Below are 21,031 nucleotides of genomic sequence, written 5' to 3'. Positions count from 1 at the left end.
TCCCAACCCTATGCAGCAGCGCTTAAGATTTGCTTACATGTGCGCTTGGAAGGACTCCGGATTATTACGGGTCACAGAGTGCTTCATGAGCGCGATGATAGTTGCGCAAGATGCAAGCTGTAAACTTGCACTGCATCATGCGCATCGATCGCAGCTAATCCCGTCTTAGCGAACTCCCTCAAAACAACGGCGGAGCATTAGCCCCGCCGCGCCGTCTCAAACTTTGTATTTGCGCTTTCGAACTAGCGGAGCAGCTGCAGCACGCTCTGCTGCGACTGGTTGGCCAGCGACAACGCGGAGACCGCGATCGACTGGCGGGTCGACAGCGCCTGGCTGTTGGCCGCCTCCTCGTTGGTGTCGGCGAGCGTCAGGTTGGACGAGCCGGTCTGCAGCACGTTGATCAGGTTCTTGGAGAAGTCCTGACGCACCTGCACGATCGAGAGATTGGAGCCGAGCGCGGACGCTTCCGAGCGCAGAGTGCTCGAGGCCGCGTTGAGACTGGTGAGTACCCTGTTGGTGGCCCCGTTATCGATGAAGTCGATGCCGCTGACGAGGTTGCTCAGACCCAGGCCGGCCGCGTTGAACACCACACCATTGATATTGAGCGTGGAGCTGCCGGTTTCGTTGAAGATGAGCTTGAGCGTATCGCCATTCAGCAGGTTGACGCCGTTGAACGAGGAGTCCTGCGACGTCGTGTCGATCTGCGCCAGGATGTTGTTGAACTGGCTGACGAGGTTCGAACGCGCGGTTTGCGCGACCGGGTCCTGAATCGGCGGCTGCGCGGTCGTGAAAGAGGCCACGCCGGTGATCGTGCCGCCGACCACGCCGCCGGCCGTGTTTGAGCCGAGCGTCGAGGAGGCGTACTCGTTGACGGTGGTGATCGTGAGCAGCCCGTTGGCGTCGACCGTCGCAGTCAGGTGGTTGGCCTGAAGCTGAGCGTTCAATTGATCGAGCGTCTTGACGGTACCATGGGTGCCGTCGCCGAACGTGACGTTGACGGGTGTCCCGCCGTTGAACGAGGTGAAGGTCAGCGTCTTGCCCGAGATGCTGCCCGTTCCCGGCGCGCGGGTCGCAGTGAAGGCGGTGGCGGTGCCCGTGGATCCGGTCAGTCCGAATGCGGAGAGGGCATTTCCCGTCCCGGTGATCGACAGATCCGCCGAGGTGCCGGTTGAGAGCTTGAGTGCACCGTTAACGACCGACGACAGCGACGAGCCGCTCGCCGCAACCACCGCGCCGCCGCTGATCGTACCTGCCCCAGTCGCCAGGTCGATTGCATTTAGCGTGTCCTGGATGTTGCCACCCTGAAGATACACCACCGTGTTGCCGGTCGTGTTGTCGGTCACGAGATTGCCGATCTTGGTGGACCCCGCCGGAGCGGCGGCCGGCACCACGGCGTTCCTGAAGCTGATGGTCTTGCCGTCCACGTTGAGCGTGGAACCGTCCTGGACGAGGCTGCCCAGCGTCGCCGACGTGGTCAGACGAGTCTTCGTGACGGTCGTGTTGCCGGAACCCGTCGCGGTCGTCAGACCAAGTGCGTTCAGAAGATCGGACTTGCCGGTGATGCTGAGGTCGGAGCCCGTGCCAGTCGTGAGGGTCAGAACGCCGCCGGCGATGGCCGCGTTTGTGCCGGACGAGTTGGATAGTGTGGCAAGGCCTGCCGAGATGGCCGCCTTCTGCACGCCGCTCGCCAGGTCGATTGCATTCATCACGTCCTGAACGGTGGCGGTCGGAGTGCCAGGCGTGCCCATGTAAATGGTCGAATTGCCGTTCCCGTCGGTGACCATGTTTCCGTTGAGGCCCGAGCCTGCGGGAACTGCACCGGCTGCAGGCGTGGGACCGGCGCGGAAAGTGATCGTCTTGCCGTCCACCACCATCACGTCACCGTCTGCCGGCGCGCCATTTGCGGCGATGGTGCTCGCAGCTGCCGGCGAGCCGTACAGGAACAGCCCGGGGGCGAGACTTGCGGCCGTGCCGGCACCGTTCGGAGCCGCAGCTCCGACCAGAGATTGCGAAATGCCGCCCAGCGTCGTCGCCGTCGTGATCGGGGTCGTGCCGCCGGCGGTGCCGTTGGTAACGACATTGCCGGTCGCGGTTGCGTTCGTATAGCTGGTGGTGCCGCGCAGATCCGCCGGCGTCGCACCGGGAATCGTGGTCGAGATGTTCGACTTGGTCGAATAGCCCACCGTGGTCTGCAGCGCCTGGTTGGCGATCGATTTGGCGCTGTCGATGAGCTTCTGCAGCGAGGTGATGCCGGTATTCGCGGCCTGCAGCACCTGCACACCGTTGTTGATGCCATCGAGCAGGTTGCTGATGTCGCTCGCCCGGTTGTCCAGCCCCTGCGCTGTGAAGAAGTTGGTCGGGTTATCGAGCGCGGTGTTGACCTTCTTGCCGGTCGACAAACGCGACTGGGTGGTGGCGAGCAGATCGGCCGTGGATTGCAGCGACAACAGGTTCTGGCGAACTGACGCCGAGAGAACGATGTTGGACATTGGCGGTCTTCCTCTTGAACCGGATACGAATCGGGCTCGCCGATCTGGAACGTGCTTTGGTGGAGTCTTAGGGGCTGTCCTTTAAAGTATGGTTAACGGCGACTTAAGGGATAGGGTTAATGCGGGGTTGACGGCTCGTAGGCCCTCCAGAACGACAAAAAAGGCGGCGGGGCCGAAGCCCCGCCGCCCTATTTTATTCTGCGATATCAGCTACTTATTAACGGAGCAGCTGGAGCACGCTCTGCTGCGAAGTATTGGCCAGGGAGAGCGCGGAGACCGCGATCGACTGGCGGGTCGACAGCGCCTGGCTGTTGGCCGCTTCCTCGTTGGTGTCGGCCAGCGTCAGGTTGGACGAACCGGTCTGCAGCACGTTGATCAGGTTCTTGTTGAAGTCCTGACGCACCTGCACCACCGAGAGGTTCGAACCGAGGGTCGAAGCCTCCGAGCGCAAGGTGCTCGAGGCGGAATTCAGGCTGGTGAGCACGCGATTGGTCGCGGCGTTGTCGATGAAATCGGTGCCCTGCAGCAGCGCGGCGAGACCGAGCCCTTTCGAGTTGAAGGTCACGCCGGTGATGTTCAGGCTCGACTTGCCGGTCTCGTCGAACACCAGCTTGAGCTGGTCGCCGTTGAGCAGGTTCACGCCGTTGAACGACGAGTCGACCGAGGTCGTGTCGATCTGCGACATGATGTTGTTGTACTGCGCAACGAGATTCGAACGGGTGGCCTGAGCGACCGCGTCGACTGTCGGCGTTGTCGCGTTGGTCCAGGTCAAGGCGGTCGTGATCGTGCCGCCGATCGCACCGCCAGCAGTCGCCGAGCCGATCGTCGACGACGCATAGTCGTTGATCACGGACACCGTGAGCAGGCCGTTGGCGTCGATCGTCGCGGCCAGATTGTTGGCCTGCAGCTTGGCATTCAATTGGTCCAGCGTCTTGACCGTACCGCCGGTGCCATCGCCGAAGGTGACGTTGACCGCCGTGCCGCCATTGAAGGAAGTGAAGGTCAAGGTCTTGCCCGAGATGCTGCCGGGAGCAGCGGCCCGGCTCGCCGTGAAGGCCGTGCCGGTGCCGGTCGACCCGGTGAGACCGAGTACGGACAGCGCGTTGCCCGAACCGGTAATCGACAGATCCGAGTTCGCGCCCGTGGAGATGTGCAGCGCGCCGGCAACAATCGACGAGTTGGTCTGGCCGGTCGCGGTGCTCAGGGTCGCCGTGCCGCCGGAGTTGGATGCGGTCTGCACGCCGGTGGCGAGGTCCACCGCATTCAGAATGTCGGCGATGGTGCCCTTGTTCAGGTAGACGGTCGAGTTGCCGTTGCCATCGGTGACCACGTTGCCGGACACGCCGGACCCGGAGGGCACGTTCGCAGCCGCCGGCGTACCGCCGTTCTTGAACGTGATGGTCTTGCCGTTGACGTTCAGCGTCGAACCGTCCGTGATCAGCGAGCCGAGGCTGGCCGAGCTGGTGGTGCGGGTCGCCGTCACTGTGGCATTGCCGGAGCCGGTCGCCGTGGTCAGGCCGAGAGCCTTCAGCAGGTCGGCCTTGCCAACCACACTGAGATCGGCACCGGTCGAGGTTTCCAGCGTGATCTTGCCGCCAGCGAGCGCGCTCACCGACGTCGTCTGGCTGGCGTTGGTGGTGATCGTCGCTGCGCCCGCAGCCACGACCGCATTCTGAACGCCGCTGGCAAGGTCGACCGCCTTCAGAACATCGCCAACCGTGGCTGTCGCGTTCGTGGCACTGGCACCAAGATAGATGATCGAATTGCCGCTACCGTCGGTCGCGATGTTGCCGCTGACACCATAGCCGCTCGGAGCCGACGCCGCAGCCGGAACAGCTCCCGCCTTGAAGGTGATGGTGTGGCCGTTGACGGTGAAGCTCGATCCATCGGTGAACTGGGTAGCGGCGCCCGTGGTTAGACCGGAAGTGCCCGCGGCAAGGCCGTCACCATACAGGATTGTCGTCGCTGTGATATTGGCCGCACCGCCGCCGTTGTTGTCCTGAACAACCGAGCCGGTCACGGTACCGATCGTGCCGCCGAGCGTGGTGGTCGAGGTGGCAGCGTGGGTACCGCCGGCCGTACCGTCGAACAGCACGTTGGTCAGCGCCGTCGCGCTTGAGTAGGTCGTGGTGCCGCGCAGGTCGGACGAGGTCGCGCCGGCAATCGTGGTCGAGACGTTCGACTTGGTGGAATAGCCGACCGTGGTCTGCAGCGCCTGGTTGGCGATCGACTTGGCGGAGTCGAGCAGCTTCTGCAGCGAGGTGATGCCGGTGTTGGCGGCCTGCAGCACCTGCACGCCGTTGGCGATGCCATCGAGCAAATTGTTGATGTCGCTGGCGCGGTTGTCGAGCGACTGTGCGGTGAAGAAGTTGGTGGGGTTATCCAGCGCCGTGTTCACCTTCTTGCCCGTCGACAGGCGCGACTGGGTGGTGGCGAGGAGATCGGCGGTGGACTGGAGAGAGAGCAGGTTCTGGCGAACCGACGCAGAGAGAACAATACCGGACATGACTCTTACCCTTCTGGTTTACGCGTCTTCGTTCGATCGCTTCGGATCGAGTGACGGGCACAGCCTGCGCGTACATGGCTAACAAAAGATGAAATCTGCTTGCGAGCCGTAAGCGCCGGTTCACCATAAGGCCGTGCGAGCACGCCGAGATCGGTGACGATCGATCTGAAACTCTTCACGTTTTTTCGCCGTTTGCTCCCCGTTAACCATAACCAACGGTTACTTTTTCAGTCTCGCCAAATCACCTCTCGATCGCTCCTGCAAAAAGAAAACGGCGGGGCCGAAGCCCCGCCGCCATGACTTGCTTGCGATGTCGTCCGCTATTAGCGGAGCAGCTGGAGCACGCTCTGCTGCGACTGGTTGGCCAGCGACAGCGCGGAGACCGCGATCGACTGGCGGGTCGACAGCGCCTGGCTGTTGGCCGCTTCCTCGTTGGTGTCGGCCAGCGTCAGGTTGGACGAGCCGGTCTGCAGCACGTTGATCAGGTTCTTGTTGAAGTCCTGACGCACCTGCACGACGGAGAGGTTCGAACCGAGGGTCGAAGCTTCCGAGCGCAGCGTGCTCGACGCCGTGTTCAGATTGGCCAGCACCTTGTTGGTGGCCGAGTTGTCGATGAAGTCGGTGCCCTGCACCAGACCAGCGAGACCCAGACCCTTCGAGTTGAAGGTCACGCCGGTGATGTTCAGGTTCGACTTGCCGGTCTCGTCGAACACCAGCTTGAGCTGGTCACCGTTGAGCAGGTTGACACCGTTGAACGAAGCGTCCAGCGAGGTCGTGTCGATCTGCGTCAAGATGTTGTTGTACTGCGAGACCAGGTTGGTGCGGGTGGCTTGGGCAATAGGATCAGCAACCGGCGCGGTCGCATTCGAGAACGTCAGCGCCGTGGTGAGCGTGCCGCCAATGGTACCACCCGAGACAGCCGAACCGATCGTCGACGACGCATAGTCGTTGGTCGCCGAGACCGTCAGCCGGCCGTTGGCGTCGATCGTGGCAGTCAGGTTGTTCGCCTGGAGAGCCGTGTTGAGCTGATCGAGCGTCTTGACCGTGCCGCCGGTGCCATCGCCGAAGGTGACGTTGACCGCCGTGCCGCCATTGAAGGAGGTGAAGGTCAAGGTCTTACCGGAGACGCCACCGGAGGCCGCGGTGCGGCTCGCGGTGAACGCGGTACCGGTGCCAGTCGCGCCGGTGAGGCCGAGCGTGGACAAGGCATTGCCGGTTCCGGTGATCGTCAGATCCGAGTTGGCACCCGTGGAGATGTGCAGCGCGCCGGCAACAATCGACGAGTTGGTCTGGCCGGTCGCGGTGCTCAGGGTCGCCGTGCCGCCGGAGTTGGATGCGGTCTGCACGCCGGTGGCGAGGTCGATCGCATTCAAGATATCGGCAACCGTGCCCTTTTCCAGGTAAACAGTCGAGTTGCCGCTGCCGTCCGTGACGACGTTGCCGCTGACGCCGGATCCGCTGGCAACGTTGGCAGCCGCAGGCGTACCTGCGTTCTTGAACGTGATGGTCTTGCCGTTGACGTTCAGCGTCGAACCATCGGTGATCAGAGTGCCGAGGCTGCCCGAGCTGGTGGTGCGGGTCGCCGTCACTGTGGCATTGCCGGAGCCGGTCGCCGTGGTCAGGCCGAGAGCTTTCAGCAGGTCGGCCTTGCCAACCACACTGAGATCGGCACCGGTCGAGGTTTCCAGCGTGATCTTGCCGCCAGCGAGCGCGCTCACCGACGTCGTCTGGCTGGTGTTGGTGGTGATCGTCGCCGCGCCCGCAGCGACGACCGCATTCTGGACGCCGCTGGCAAGGTCGACCGCCTTCAGAACATCGCCAACCGTGGCTGTCGCGTTCGTGGCACTGGCACCAAGATAGATGATCGAATTGCCATTGCCGTCGGTCGCGATGTTGCCGCTGACACCATAGCCGCTCGGAGCCGACGCCGCAGCCGGAGCAGCACCCGCCTTGAAGGTGATGCTGTGGCCGTTGACGGTGAAGCTCGATCCATCGGTAAACTGGGTAGCGGCGCCCGTGGTCAGACCGGAAGTGCCCGCGGCAAGGCCGTCACCATACAGGATTGTCGTCGCCGTGATATTGGCCGCACCGCCGCCGTTGTTGTCCTGAACAACCGAGCCGGTCACGGTACCGATCGTGCCGCCGAGCGTGGTGGTCGAGGTGGCAGCGTGCGCACCGCCGGCCGTGCCGTCGAACAGCACGTTGGTCAGCGCCGTCGCGCTCGAGTAGGTCGTGGTGCCGCGCAGGTCGGACGAGGTCGCGCCGGCAATCGTGGTCGAGACGTTCGACTTGGTGGAATAGCCGACCGTGGTCTGCAGCGCCTGGTTGGCGATCGACTTGGCGGAGTCGAGCAGCTTCTGCAGCGAGGTGATGCCGGTGTTGGCGGCCTGCAGCACCTGCACGCCGTTGGCGATGCCATCGAGCAAATTGTTGATGTCGCTGGCGCGGTTGTCGAGCGACTGTGCGGTGAAGAAGTTGGTGGGGTTGTCCAGCGCCGAGTTCACCTTCTTGCCGGTCGACAGACGCGACTGGGTGGTGGCGAGGAGATCGGCGGTAGACTGGAGGGAGAGCAGGTTCTGGCGAACCGAAGAGGAGAGGACGATACCGGACATACTGTTACCTTTCTGGTAGCTACGCGTCCTGTTTGACCGACATTGATCAAACGACCGGCGGACGGTGCCTCCGAGCCTCTAACAATCCGTGAAATGAAACCGGTGGTTTCTCCGCGTCGGACGGAAACGCCTCGCTGCAAAGGTTCTGACCGGCGTCGTCGCAGGGGCGCAACGCATTGGCACCGCTTGATTTTTCGGCTGCCGCGAAAATGTTAACGACCCGTTAACCACATTCAGCAAGGATTGGACCCAAATCAGGGCGGGCAGCCGTTATTCGGGAAGGGTGCGCCGCTCGTTACAAAAGCGTTGATGGAGAACAGGCATGGCCCTCAAGGTCGAGCTCAGACCGCACGAACGCATCATCGTCGGCAATTGCGTCATCACCAACACCGACCAGCGGGCCCGCCTTCTGATCGACGGCGACAACGTGCCGATCCTGCGTGAGCGCGACATCCTCACACCCGAGACCGCAGATACGCCCGCCAAGCTCGTCTATCTGGCGGTCCAGCTGATGTACATCTCGCCGGACCCCCAGACCCAGCACGGCACCTATTTCAACCTGGTGCGGGACATCGTCACCGCCGTACCGAGCTCCTGGCCGATCATCGAGGGCATCAACAACAACATCCTGAACGGCGACCTCTACAGGGCGCTGAAGGACGCTCGCAAGCTGATCGCCTATGAAGAGAAGCTGCGCGACCAATACAACGCTGCGCATCCCGAGGGTCACGTCAGCACGGCGGCCTGATCTCCGCAAGAAGTTCGCGCAAACGACAACGGCCCCGGATCATCTCCGGGGCCGTTGTCGTTTCCGCTGATCACGAACACTGCGCCGCGAGCGGCGGCGCCTCGACCTCGATCAATCCGCCGGTCCGCTGCATACCGAACCTGATCACGGCCGCCACCAGCGCATCGATATCGCTCTCGGCGGTACGATGGTTGACGATCGCGGCGCGGATCGCGAACTTGCCGTCCAAAATCGTGCTCGACGGCGCAGCGATGCCGGATTCCTGGACATCGGCGACGATCTCGCGATTGACCGCGTCTGCGGCGCGGTAGCGGAAGCAGACGATATTGAGATTGACGGGCGCCAGCAGCTCGAGCCGAGGCTCGGCGAGAACACGCGTCTCCAGATATCTTGCGAGCGCACAGCTTCGCGCGATCACCTCGCCAAGTCGGTCAGTGCCGAACGTCTTCAGCGTGAACCACGTCTTCAGCGCACGGAAGCCGCGCGACAGATCGGGGCCGAGATCGCAAGGCCAGACAGTGCCGGCCGCAAGCCCCCTCGCCTCGCGGCTCAGATAGGCCGCCGGCTGCGCAAACGCCTGCTTGTGACGTTCGCCGTCGCGCACCAGTAGGAAGCCGGCGTCGTAAGGCACCTGTCCCCATTTGTGGAAGTCGAGTGCGATCGAATCCGCAAGCGCGATGCCATCAAGCAACGGCGCGAGTTCCGGCGACAGGATCGCGAGCGCACCGAAGGCGCCGTCGACGTGAAACCAGATGCCTTCCTCGCGACACAGCTCCGCGATCGCCCTGAGATCGTCAATCGCACCGATGTCGACAGTGCCGGCCGACGCCGTGACCAGGAACGGCTTGAAACCGACTTCGCGATCAACAGCAATCCGTGCGCGCAGAGCAGCGACATCGATCCGATGATCGGCATCGACTTCGATCTTGCGCAGCGCGTCGGTGCCGAAGCCGGCAATGTCCATGGCGCGAGAGATGCAGCCATGCGCGGCCTTCGACGCGTAGGCCGTGAGCAGCACACCGTCGCTGCCGATGCCGTGCTGCCGTGTCAGCGTGCCGACCGCATTCGTGCGCGCCACCAGCACCGCCATCAGATTGGCCACCGACGTGCCGGTGACGAAGATGCCGCTCGCGCCTTGCGGAAAGCCAAACAGGCCGCGCATCCACTCGACGATCTGGCGCTCGATCTCGATCGGCATGTGATCGCGCCCGCCGAGATTGGCGTTGAGGCCAGCTGCAAGCATCTCCGCGACCATGCCGACGGCGGTGCCGCCGCCGTGCACCCAGCCCATGAAGCCGGGATGAACGTTGCCCGTCGCGTAAGGGGCGACGTGCTCGGAGAACTCGCGATAGACGTCAGCGAGATCGGTTGCCTCGCGCGGCACGTCGGTTCGAATAGCCGCACGGACCTCGTTGGGGATCGGCTGCCAGACTGGCCGCGCGCGGACATTGGCAATGCCGTCGATCGCCTCGTCCAGCATATGATGGGCGAGGTCACGAAACGCGCTCCAGTCCTGCGGATCGAGCGACCCGTTCGTGGCGCCGGCCTTCGGATTGCGGATGATCTCGTTCATGCTGCGCTTCCCACGCCCGCCGTTGCGGTCCCCTCGGCATGCCGCGACAGCATCGCTGTGAATGCGGCAAAGATCTTGCGCATCTGCGGCGGCTTGTATGGAAACACGACAGGCGAATCCATGTTGTGCACGACGGCGGTGTTGTCGGCTTCGAACACCAACAGCTCGCCTTTCTGGTTCTCGGCGCAATCGACGATGAAGTAATCAAGCCCGACGCGCCGGCTCATTTCGTCAAGCGCGGATCTGTGGCGCGCGGCGAAAGCGCGATCGAAGTCTTGCATGAAGATGGCCTCTTCAGCCCGCTTCTCTTCGCTAAACGCCATGTAGGCGTTGAGATACCAAATGTCCCAGCGATCGGCGATCGCCATGTGGCAGGCATAGGGCTTACCGTCGACCACGGTGAGCCGGATTTTTCGATAGAGCCCGTCGGGGCTCGCGTAGTTGACAAAACGCGCCACGAAGAAGTCCTGCTCCTGTCGCTCGGTGAGATAGGCCGCGAGCGCGGTGGCATCGTCGAGCTTGGCAAGTCCAACGCCGGCATGCGTACCGCGCGGCCGCACAATCATCGGAAAGTGCAACTCGCCCGTGATCTCCGAGCAGGCAATCCGGCCTTCCGCCAGAGCGGTCAATTGTGCACGGGTCGCATGGGCGGTCACGGGAATGTCGAGACCGGGAATACCGGCGAGCAGCCGGAATAATTTGTCGCGATCGAGATTGCCGATCAGCTCGGGGCGATTGAGCAACGGCCGCGGCCAGTTCGGCGCAGCCTTTGCGATCAGCGCAAGCGCTTCGCGGCATTCTTCGGAATCAGATGCGACCACGATGGCAACGTCGTGCTCGGGCAGCGTTTCCGGCAGGCCTTTGTCCTTGGTCACATAAAGCGTCAGGAGCTCGATGTCGGAACCTTCGAGCAGGAATTCGATCGGCGTGTTACCGCCCATGTCGATGTCCGCTGCCAGAGCCAGCACGCGCAGGCCCGGCTTCGGCGCAGCGGTAGGAGTCCGAAACAGCTGGTGGAACGAGAGCACCTCGGACTGGATGACGAGCCCGGCTTCCTTTTCCCCCATCAGCTGGGCGATCAGGGACAGATCCAGGCCCTCGCCAGCCTGCGCCGTCCCTTCGGCAATTCGCGCCAGCAGATGCTCGCGCAGCGGGTGCAGGTCGACACCCTCGAAGGCCTGGCGCGTCAAATGCGCAAAGCCGATACGGTCGGCATAGTCGGGCGCGGCAAGCGGATGCAACATTTCACACCTATACGGGCTACGCCGGCACAGCGGCGGTACGGTCAAGCAGCAGCTCGATCTTCACCAGGACGTGGGCGATGCGATCGAGAACGTGCTGCACATTACGTTGCGCTTGCGCGCTGTCGGCCGACCAGGCCTCGGTGACGTCTCGCGCGCCGACACAGAGCCGCAACGCAGCCTGCGGCGCACCGTCCGGCTGCTGCAGCCGCACCGGCTGGCCGACGAGGCAGCGTTGCGCCGCGACCTGCCGGTCCGCGGCGCTGCCGCCGATGTCATCGTTCATGGCGCGCGCGAGCGCGCGATGGACGGTGCTGGTATCCGAGATCGACACCGGCCTATTGTGGCGCATCAGGGTGAACGGAAAGATCGATCGCTGCATAAATTCTTCATCATCGGCATCAGCAGTGCCGACGGGTTGCGGGACGGCACGCAGCGACGGCGACAGCGCGATCATGCTGTCGATGCCGGCTGCCAGCTCGGCCATCGCCTTGGTGCGGAAGGCGCCGGGCACAGCATAATAGGTGCCGATCTCGGCCAGGGCCGCTTCCCAGCGCAGCCATTGACCGAAATTCGGACGGCGTTCGAAGCGCGAGCGCAGCGCCGTCCACGCCATCGGCCAGTCACAGCGGCCGGCATAATCGAAGAAATCAGGCGCGATCCGGTCGATCCGGTCGAGCGCCCGCGACAATCCCTTCGGCAGCAGCAGCGCGCCGCTGAAGGCGGGGCCGCCGAAGAACTTGGAGCCTGTTATCAGCACCATGTAGCCGCGATCGAGATAGAGGCGCAGCCGGCGGCGGCCGAGTCGCGCCTGGCAGGCATCGACGACGATCTGAACCTCGCGCGGCCAGCGCCGCGCGATCTCGTTGAGACAGGCGAAACTTGGCGCGCGCCAGCCGAGCTTTGACGAATCCATGATGTGCAACAGAACGCGCCGGCCTTGCGCGAGGCTGGCTTCGATTGCACGGATGACAGCATCATCCGCGTCAGGACGCATGGCGAAGCCGGAAGCGGCGTCAAGCAGCGGCACCGCGATCGTGTCGCCGGCAAGGCCCGAGATCGCTGCGTCCTTGCGCACCGCAACGCCGCTCGCCGTCACCGTGCTGAAATGGTGCCCGCGCGCGGTATGAACAGTGCCGCTGCCGGTCTGGTCGGCACCCACCACGATCGTCACCGGCGGCGCGCCGAGCACCGCGTGGGCAAGGAACAGAGCGTGCAGCTGGGAATCCGTACCCGATGGCGAGAACACGACATCGACGCTCGGCGCGAGCAGGAAGTGCCCGCGCAGCTCCGCGCGCATGTCCTCGCAGCGCCGGTCGAAGGCGATCTCGACCTCGTCGAACAGCGATTTGTGGACCAGTTCCTCGCGCGCCAGCGCGGCGCGGTCATAGGCTCCTTGCGAGATCGTCGATGCGGTCGAAGAGGCGAAATTCCAGATCTCGGGCTCAGGCGAGGATCCGCAGCCATAGGCGTTGACGCACTGTTTCGGATCAAGCGCCAGCCGCCCGTCACCGCCGGAGACGAGCAGCGTATCCAGCGGCGTGAACAGATCGCGCAGACGATAGCGCGAGCCGCCTCCGGATGCGCGCGCGATGTCTGACGGGCGGGATGCGCCGACGCTCATCCCGACAAGCTCACGCCGCGTCGGCCGCCGCAGGCACGGCAGCGAATTGCGAGGCGATGTCGCCGTGAAACACCGAGGGACCGACATGATCGAGCGGGCTCTGGATGTCGGCCCAGATCTCGCCACCGATATCGGTCCAGCGCTTGCAGAAGGCGAAGTCCTCGGAGAGGTAAGTGCCGCTCGCCGGATCGATCATGCATTCGAACAGCGCGAACCGGTTCCGACTCGCGGCCAGCGTATCGTGCGAATGCTCTCGGAAGAACTGCAGATTGGCGTAATCAGGATGGCGGCACATCGCCTCCAGCGCCTGGCGGCGGATCATGAGGAAGCCGGTGCCCGCATAGCGCACGCGGGTAAAACCGTTGACCACCACGATACGATCGGGGTCCTCGATCTCGAGCACGTAGTCGAGCGAGGCCGCCGGCACATCGATGCGTCCCGACTGGATCGCCCGCGCAGCCTTGCCCCAATTGACGCGCTTGATCGGATAGCAGCCCGCGACGACATCGGCGCCACATTCGATCAGGCGGAACACCTGCTCCGGCCTGAAGCCGATATCGGCATCGATGAACAGGAAATGTGTCGCGTCGGGGTCGTCCAGGAACATCGCGACCAGATTGGCCCGTGCGCGCGTGATCAGCGCATCGCCGTCGCGCAAATGTACCTTGAGGGCGAGGTTCGACATGCCGTGCACGGCGCGCTGCAGCGCGAAGATGGAGCTCGCATAGATGCTCGAAACCTGCCCGCCGAAGCAGGGCGTCGCCACCACCAATTGCATCTTGTCCGACATTGACGGCTCCGCCCGCTCCAATCCTCTCCAAGAGGTAAACAGGCATGGTTAACGGCGCCTTAATGCGCCGTTACAGGAACTTGACCAGCGAGAGCTCCGCGAGCTTGGCGGTCGTCTGGTAGGACGCCTGTAGCGCGTTCTGGAGCGACAGGATCTCGCTCGCGACCTGGTCGGGCGAAGCCGATTCCGCCTGGTCGACGATGGTCTGGAGTTGCGCCTTGGCCTGGGTCTGGCGCGTGGTCGCGTCCTTCATCGTGTTCTGGGCCATCGCGATGTCGGTCTGGATGTCCTCGATCTTCTGTTGCCCGGCCTGCGGCGTCAGCGCCTGCGTGGTGCGCAAGGCCAACGCGGCCACCTGCCCGCCCGCATACTGCCCGGTCGGCGAGGTCGAGAACGTGCCGAACACGGCGATCGCCTGCAACTGCTTGCGGATCGCGGTCTCGTCGGCCTGCGCGCCATATTGCACGGTGACGGAGTCATCCACCCGCGCCACCGCAGTCGAGCGCGCCGAGCCCGGCCCGTCATTGCCGGTGTACCATTTCACTGTGGTGGCCGAGCCGTTCACCAGCGTCGTCGCAGAGCCTAATGGCGAAGAGCCGACGCGCAGCGGGGCCTTTGCCGCCGTGACCGGGGACGTCGTGAAGCCGAGCGCCCCGAACGCCGCGCTGTTCGAGCTCGTGATGTTGAGGCTGCCGGGATCGTCCGTGTTGATCGTGATCACGCCGCCATGGATGGTCGACGGCTTCGTGGTGCCGGTGAGCTGATCGATCTTGCTGAGGAGAGTTGCGACGTTGTCGGTAATGTTGATCTGGTTTGGCCCGGTGGCGCCCGAGGCGACAAAAGTCAGCGTCTGACCGTTCACCGTGATGGTGTCGGCAGGCGGCCCCGCCTGGAACGCCGATTGGAGGACTTCCGGGCCGCCCGGGGTCGCCGTGCCGCTCAGCACGGTTGAACCGGTGATCGGAGGCGTCGACGGCGTGTTGACGCCTCGCATCACGCTGCTGAGACCGAGCGCCGTGGCCGCCGGGCCGGCGGTGACCGTCACGTCTGTGGCAGTGCCAGTCGCGATCTGGATATTGCCGCTGGCGCTCAGGGTCACGTTGGCGGCGGGGATGCCGGCGGCCGTCGCGATCGCATTCAAGATGTCGGACACTTTCGCGACGCTGCCCGACGCCAATCCGATCGTGGTATTGCCGCTGGCCGACGTGACCGTGGCGACGTTGGGGTCGAAGGTGATCGTGTGGGCGCCGCTCGCGCCGGTGATGGTCAAAGTAGTACCGGTCGGAGCGTTGGCGAGCGCGCTGAGAACGGCCCCGTTGAGATGGGGTGTCGCCGAAGGATCGAGCGACGTCGTCGTTGTGGCAGCCGCCGATGCGCTGTCCTGCAACGCGACCGACCCCGTCCCGGTCGTCGAGGTATAGGGTGAGACCAGATTGCCGAGGGCCGCACCATTCGCGGTGGCGGATCCCGCCGTATTGAAGAAGTTGTCGCCGGCGGCGACGGCCGATGCGGCCACCAGCGAGGTGCCCGCCAGCTTCTTGATTGCGGTGTTCAGCGCGGTGTTGAGGTTCGCCGAGGTGATGGCCGGGTTGGATGGGACCGCTGGAATGATATTGGGATTGCCGGGATCGATCGCAAAGCTCCCGACCGGCGTCGGCGTCGCAGTGGACGCGGTCAGGTCGATCTGCTCGGTCGAACCATCGGGCAGCGTGAACTGCACGCTGAGCTTGTCGCCATTCTTTGGATTGACGCCATTGAGATTGACCGAGAACGATACCGGCGAGCCGCTCGGGCCGGTGACGGTCGCGCCCGTCAGCGTCGAGGACACCGCCGCGATCTTCAACCCGAACGGCGACGTCGGCGAATCCTCCTGCACCTGGATCGCGCCGGATGGCAACGTCGACTGCACCAGCCGTCCCATGCCGTTGGCGCCGAGATCGGCGGCCTGGCGCTCCGCCATGACGGTCTTCAGGCCCGCTTGCGTCGTGGTGCCATTGATGATGTCGCCGGCATTGGCGACGGATTGCGTGTTGTAGGCGGTCCCGGAGAACAGATAGCGGTTGCCCGACTGCGTGTTGAGGACGCCGACCATCGAGCCGAACTGCGCGGCCGCCGTGTTCTGCGCCACCGTCTGGCCGTTGACGTTGAGATCCTGCGAGGTGCCGGCCGAGCCTGTCTGCACCGTGTTGCGGATCGTCGTCAGCGACTGCAGCGCGGTGTTGGCGAGATTGATGTTGACGTTGACGTTGGTGATCGTGTCGGTATAGGCGGCAATGTTCGAAAGCTGCGCGCGCGAGGCGATCGCAAAGCCTTCGTTGGTGCCCATGCCGGAATAGTTCTGCGACAGCTTGCCGGTCGAGAGCTGCGTCGACAGGTCGGTGAGCTGCTGGTTGATATTGCGGATCTGCGCGCCGAGGACTGACGAGCCGTAATTGATGCTGCTGATCGACATGTTTCAGAGCCCTACTGATTACCCTTGAGCCTGGATCAACGTGTTCATCATGCTCTGCACCACCGACATCACGTGGGCGTTGGCGGCATAGGCATTCTGGAGCTGGATCAGGTTCGACATCTCCGAGTCCAGATTGACGCTGGAGGTCGAGTTGAACTTGGCCTGTAGCGTCGAGACCACGACGCTCTGGCCCTGCTGCAGCTGGGTCGCCTGGGTCGAGGCGTTGGCCTGCACGCTCAGGAACTGCTGGAGGTAGTTCGAAACGCTGCCGGTGAACGGCTGGCTGGCCGAGCCGAGACCGGTCTGCGGCGAATAGGAGTACACCGCGCTGGTGAGCTGCGAGTACAGATAGTCCGAGCGCGTGGTGTCACCGGTGGGCGTCAGCGGCGAGGTGTTGTAGATCGACAGCCTGGTCGGATCGGCGGCGAGTTGCGTGTTCACGGCGATGCGGCCGGCAAGGCCGGTCATCTGCAAGCCCGTCCCCGTGATTGCGCCGGTGTAGAGCGCCTGGCCACCGTCGGTGAACAGCGGCAGCTGCGGACCACCCGAGGTCAGCGAGGAGACCGTCTTGCTGCTCGACGCCGCAGTGACCTTGGCGAGGCCGGAATTGTCGTCGGTGACGCGCAGCACCGTCGCGCTCGCGGGCGACGGGGAAAACGACAAATGGGAGCCCGGCAGCGCACTGTTGAGCGCGGAAGCGATCGCGCCCATGCCGGTTGAAAAATTGACGCCGATCTGCACCGGATTGGCATTGGTGGCGTTCTGCAGTGGCAGCGCCGTCGGATCGGTTACGTTCACCAGCGTCACCTGACGCTGCGTGTTGGTGGAGTCGGTATAGGTGATGTTGACGGTGTTGCCCGGCTGCGCGCCGGCAAGATCGATGTCGAAGCCGGCGGGCGGACCGGAGACCGGGGTGCCCGCCGTGGTCTTGTCCGACAACGCGGTCGACATCGTCGCGGCGAGCTGGTCGACCTGGTTCTGCGCCTGCACCAGCGTCTGGTCCCGCAGCTTCAAATCGGCCGCGATCTGCCCGGAGGAGACGACGTTGTTGCCGGCGACGTCGATGGAGGAGCCGTTCGGCAGCTTGATGCTGAGCGCGCCAACGCCTGATTTGGCGGGATCAATATTATAGAGCGACGTAGCACTCAGCGCGCCCACGGACGCGAACGAGAATTGCGAGGCGAGGCCCGCGCCGACCAGCTGGATGCCTGTCGTGGTGTAGATGTTGGCCTGGTTCGATCCGTCGGTGGTGACGCGGACGTCGACATATTTCGACAGCGCGTTGATGGCCTGGTCGCGCTGGTCCATCAGGTTTGCTGCGGACGGATCGGTGGCCGCCAGGCCCTGCAGCTTGGTGTTGATGTCGGCGATCTGGTTCAACGCCGCATTGGCGGCTTGCGACGAGGTGCTGAGATCCTGCTCGACGTTGGAACGCAGCGACTGAATGCCCTTGGTGGTGACGTTGAGCTGCGTCGCCAGCGCCTGTGCGGCGCCGAGCGCGACCCGCTGCGCCGACGACGAGCCTGCGCTGGTGGAGAGCGCCTGCAGCGATGAGGTGAAATTATTCAGCGCGTTTTCCAGCGTGCCGCTGTTGCCGGGCGTGCCATAGACACTCTGAAGCTGCTTCAGAATGTTGGCCATCTGGTCGGCATAGCCGCTGCCGCCGGTCTCGGTGCGCAGCTGGTTCTGCACATAGCTGTCGATGTCGCGGCTGACGCCTGTGGTCTTAGCCGTCGCGCCGAAGTCACCGGTGCTGACTTCGATCTGGTTCGGCGTCTGGGCAACGTAACCCGGCGTCTGCGAGTTTGCGACGTTCGACGAAACGATCGACAGCGCAGCCTGGTTGGCACGCAGACCGCTCATCGCACTGGCAAGGGCTGAACTCAAACCCATCTTACTTGCCGCCTTTGGTTACGTTACGCGCCGATTAGCGCAACACGTTGAGGAGATCCTGGACCATCGAATTCGCCGTCGTGATCACCTTGGTGTTGGCCGAATAGGCCTGCTGGGTCACGATCAGCTTGGTGAACTCGTCGGCGATGTCGGTGTTGGATCCCTCCAGCGACGAGCCGCTGATGGTGCCCGAGGCGCCGTCGATCGCCGGACCCGACTGGTCCGTCGCCGCGTAGGCGCCGCCGTCGAGCGCCTTGAGGTAGTTGGTGCCGTTGAAGTGCGACAACGACACCTGCGCGAGGTCGAGGTTCTGGCCGTTGGAGAAGGTGCCGACCACGAGGCCGTTATTGTTGACGGCGACCGAGCGGAGCTGGCCGGCGGCGTAGCCGTTCTGCGTGATGGTGTTGATGGTCACCGCGCCACTGGTCGAGGCATACTGCGTCAGCCCGCCGGAGGAGATGTTGAAGGCGACCGAGCCGAGCGATTGACCGCCGACGCTGACGTTCGGGATTGTGATGCCGGAGCCGCTTGGCGACGTCAGCGAGCCGTCGGCCGCGAAGGTGAAGGCCTGCCCGGTATTGACCCAGCCGACCGCCGTACCGGTCGCGTTCGGGTCGGTCTGGTAGAACAGGTTCCAGCTGTCGGAATGACCCGGCCCCAGCGAGGCGCTATCGGTTTTGGCCCAGCGCAATTGCAGGTTCACCGGCGTGCCGGCGGCGTTGTAGGCCGTCACCGCACCGCCGCTGATCGATTCCTTGGTGAATGTCGCGATATCGTTGCCGATCACGCCGCCGGTGCCTGCGGTGCCACCTCCGTTGCGATTCTTGGTGATGGTCGAGGTGAAGCCGAGCGCGGCGAAGGCGGCGCTGTTGGAGCTCGACACCGACAGGTTCGAAACGGTGCCGGTGTTCAGCGTGATCACGCCACCGGCGCTGACCGATGATCCCGACGCACCGGAGAGAGCGTCGATCTTGCCGAGCAGGGTCGTAATGTTGTCGGTGACGTTGATCTGGTTCGCGCCGGCCGCGCCCGACGCCATGAAGGTCAGCGTCTGACCGTCGACCGTGATCGTGTCGCCCGCAATAAACCCCGATGTGAGCACCTCGGCGCCGCCGGCGGTCGCGGTGCCGCTCAGCACCGTGGCACCCGTGATCGCTGGAGAGGACAACACGTTGCCGCCGCGCGTCACGCTGCTGAGGCCGAGCGCGGTCGCCGCCGTACCACTGCCGACCGCCACGTCGGTGGTCGTGCCTGTCGAGATCTGAATGTTGCCGCTCGCCGTCAGGGTCGCCGTGACACCGGCACCGCCTGCGGTTTGAATCGCGGTCAGGATACTCTGAACCGTCGCCGTCGTGCCGGCGCCGAGACCGATCGTGGTGTTGCTGCCCGCCGTGGTGACGGTGGCGCCGCCGTTGAAGGTGATGGTGTTGCCGTTGATGGTCAGCGTCTGGCCGCTCAGCGCGGTGAGGATGCTAGAGGCGAGATGGGTGCCCACCGTGTTGTCGAGCGACGTGGAGGTCGATGCCACCGCGGCCGAATTGTTCTGGAGCGCAACCGTCCCCGTCCCCGTCGTCGACGAGTACGGCGATCGCAAATTGCCGGTTGCGGCTGCGCCGGATACCGTCGCGTTGGTATAGGGCGCGGGCGGAGTGCCGACCGGCAGCGGGTTCGCGGCGAAATCCGAGGGGTTGATACCGCCGGCTGCCAGAAGCGTACCGGTCGCTGCGGTCGAGCTCGCCACCGTGTTCGGCACGCTCGGCAGGTTGGCGGCGTATTGGATTGAGGTGGTTGCCTGCGCCGGGATGAAGTTGTTCTGGAATTTCAGGACGCTCGCAACGTTGCCCTGCGGGTTGCCGGTCTTCGGATCGACCGTGACGCCCATCAGATAGTAGCCGGCGCCGTTGACGAGGTTGCCGTTGGCGTTGAGCTGGAAGTCGCCGCGCCGGGTGTAATAGGTCACGCCGCTGAACTGCGGCAGGTTGTCGACGATGCTGGTGGCTTTCTGGATCGAGAAGAAGCCGTCACCGGTGATCGCCATGTTGGTGGCGACGCTGGAGGACGAGATCGTTCCCTGGGTGGTGATGGTGGCCTTGGCGTTGGCCGTCACCCCGCCCGCGACCTGCTTGCTCGGGACCGAGGCGTCGGGAATGAGATCGACGAAGCTGGTGCCGATGCCCTTGTAACCGGTGGTGGACGAGTTCGCGATGTTGCCCGAGATGTTCTGAAGCGCGTAGGACTGCGCCTGCAGGCCACCCACCGAGGTGTTCATTGCATCGAAGATACCCATAACTTTGTCTCCAAATCCGGTCTCGGCGGCCGGTCGACCATGGCCGCAGTCGGGGAGACAGTCGCAAGGCCTATGCCAAGGCCGGTATTCTCACGAAATCAATGGCTTAAATAGAAATGCCCCAGCCGAAGACCGGGGCATAATTGCCGGACCGGCAACAATTGCCGGGGCACATTGTCGTACCGGAGCGCTGCGTGAGCAGCGAATCCGGAACGTCGAGATTCCGGGTTCGGTCCTGCGGACCGCCCCGGAATGACACCTCAACGCCCTACGTCGCCGACGGCGTCGCGGGGTGGAAGACCAGTCCGAAGCCGTCGATGCAGTAGCGCAGCCCGGTCGGCTTCGGACCGTCGTCGAAGACGTGGCCGAGATGGCCGCCGCAGCGCCGGCAGTGCACCTCGGTGCGCACCATGCCGAAGCTGCGGTCCTCCGTCTTGCCGACATTGCCCTCGATCGGCTGGTAGAAGCTCGGCCAACCGGTGCCGCTCTCGAACTTGGTCTCCGAGCTAAACAGCGGCAGGTCGCAGCCGGCGCAGGCGAAGGTGCCCTTGCGATGCTCGTTCAGCAACGGGCTGGAGCCGGGCCGCTCGGTGCCTTCCTTGCGCAGGATCTCATATTGCTGCGGCGTCAATTGCGCCCGCCACTCGGCGTCGGTCTTCTCGATCTCGAATTTTTGCGCGGCTTTCTCTCCAGCCTGCGCCGGCGTTGTCCTCAGCCAGCGGAAGGCCGAAAGGCCGAACAGGCCGGCGACAGTGGTTAGCAGGATGCGGCGGTCAAACATCTCATTCTCCGTGCGGGAGCGTGTACGCCCTGAGA

12 protein-coding genes are annotated in these 21,031 nt (G+C 64.1%); 1 reads left to right on the top strand and 11 read right to left on the bottom strand.

Annotation, left to right across the window (positions count from 1 at the left end; all coding sequences use genetic code 11):
* Positions 1-242: 242 nt before the first annotated feature.
* From XH80_RS19395 to XH80_RS19385, 3 genes are all read right to left on the bottom strand, one after another.
* The gene (locus tag XH80_RS19395) at positions 243-2,489 is read right to left on the bottom strand and encodes a DUF1522 domain-containing protein (protein ID WP_271599934.1); all 2,247 of its coding nucleotides are present in this window, start codon (positions 2,487-2,489) and stop codon (positions 243-245) included.
* 217 nt (positions 2,490-2,706) lie between these two features.
* Entirely contained in the window at positions 2,707-4,995 is a 2,289-nt protein-coding gene (locus tag XH80_RS19390) for a DUF1522 domain-containing protein (protein WP_271599933.1), read from the bottom strand.
* Between the two features lie 323 nt (positions 4,996-5,318).
* Positions 5,319-7,607: a DUF1522 domain-containing protein gene (locus XH80_RS19385; protein ID WP_271599932.1), complete on the bottom strand. Its 2,289-nt coding sequence runs from the start codon at positions 7,605-7,607 to the stop codon at positions 5,319-5,321.
* A 322-nt stretch (positions 7,608-7,929) separates the two neighbouring features.
* Between XH80_RS19385 and flbT the strand changes: the two genes are divergently transcribed.
* A complete protein-coding gene (gene flbT / locus XH80_RS19380) occupies positions 7,930-8,355 on the top strand; it encodes a flagellar biosynthesis repressor FlbT (RefSeq protein WP_237864948.1) in 426 nt (141 codons plus the stop codon).
* Positions 8,356-8,425: 70 nt separating this feature from the next.
* Here flbT and XH80_RS19375 read toward each other — a convergent pair whose 3' ends face one another.
* From XH80_RS19375 to msrB, 8 genes are all read right to left on the bottom strand, one after another.
* Entirely contained in the window at positions 8,426-9,928 is a 1,503-nt protein-coding gene (locus tag XH80_RS19375; protein WP_271599931.1) for a pyridoxal phosphate-dependent decarboxylase family protein, read from the bottom strand.
* Positions 9,925-11,172 (bottom strand): ATP-grasp domain-containing protein, encoded by a 1,248-nt coding sequence (locus XH80_RS19370; protein ID WP_271599930.1) that lies wholly within the window; start codon positions 11,170-11,172, stop codon positions 9,925-9,927. The genes XH80_RS19375 and XH80_RS19370 overlap by 4 nt, the downstream gene beginning before the upstream one ends.
* A gap of 16 nt (positions 11,173-11,188) precedes the next feature.
* A complete protein-coding gene (locus XH80_RS19365; RefSeq protein WP_271599929.1) occupies positions 11,189-12,793 on the bottom strand; it encodes a hypothetical protein in 1,605 nt (534 codons plus the stop codon).
* 10 nt (positions 12,794-12,803) lie between these two features.
* Positions 12,804-13,583 carry a hypothetical protein gene (locus XH80_RS19360; protein WP_271599928.1) on the bottom strand — a complete coding sequence of 260 codons (780 nt, stop codon included), beginning with the start codon at positions 13,581-13,583 and terminating at the stop codon, positions 12,804-12,806.
* Positions 13,584-13,653: 70 nt separating this feature from the next.
* On the bottom strand, positions 13,654-16,035 hold the full coding sequence (locus XH80_RS19355) for a flagellar hook associated protein (RefSeq protein WP_271599927.1): 2,382 nt from the start codon (positions 16,033-16,035) through the stop codon (positions 13,654-13,656).
* 18 nt (positions 16,036-16,053) lie between these two features.
* The gene (gene flgK, locus XH80_RS19350) at positions 16,054-17,928 is read right to left on the bottom strand and encodes a flagellar hook-associated protein FlgK (RefSeq protein ID WP_271599926.1); all 1,875 of its coding nucleotides are present in this window, start codon (positions 17,926-17,928) and stop codon (positions 16,054-16,056) included.
* Between the two features lie 34 nt (positions 17,929-17,962).
* Positions 17,963-20,215, bottom strand: coding sequence for a flagellar hook-basal body complex protein (locus tag XH80_RS19345; RefSeq protein WP_271599925.1), 2,253 nt, complete (start codon positions 20,213-20,215; stop codon positions 17,963-17,965).
* A 268-nt stretch (positions 20,216-20,483) separates the two neighbouring features.
* The gene (gene msrB / locus XH80_RS19340; protein WP_271599924.1) at positions 20,484-20,996 is read right to left on the bottom strand and encodes a peptide-methionine (R)-S-oxide reductase MsrB; all 513 of its coding nucleotides are present in this window, start codon (positions 20,994-20,996) and stop codon (positions 20,484-20,486) included.
* Positions 20,997-21,031: the final 35 nt, after the last annotated feature.

Origin of the sequence: Bradyrhizobium sp. CCBAU 45384, assembly GCF_028128665.1 — a bacterium.
Taxonomy (GTDB): Bacteria; Pseudomonadota; Alphaproteobacteria; order Rhizobiales; family Xanthobacteraceae; genus Bradyrhizobium; species Bradyrhizobium manausense.
Note: the sequence above shows the minus strand (reverse complement) of the source record. Positions and strands in the feature narration are given on the sequence as shown.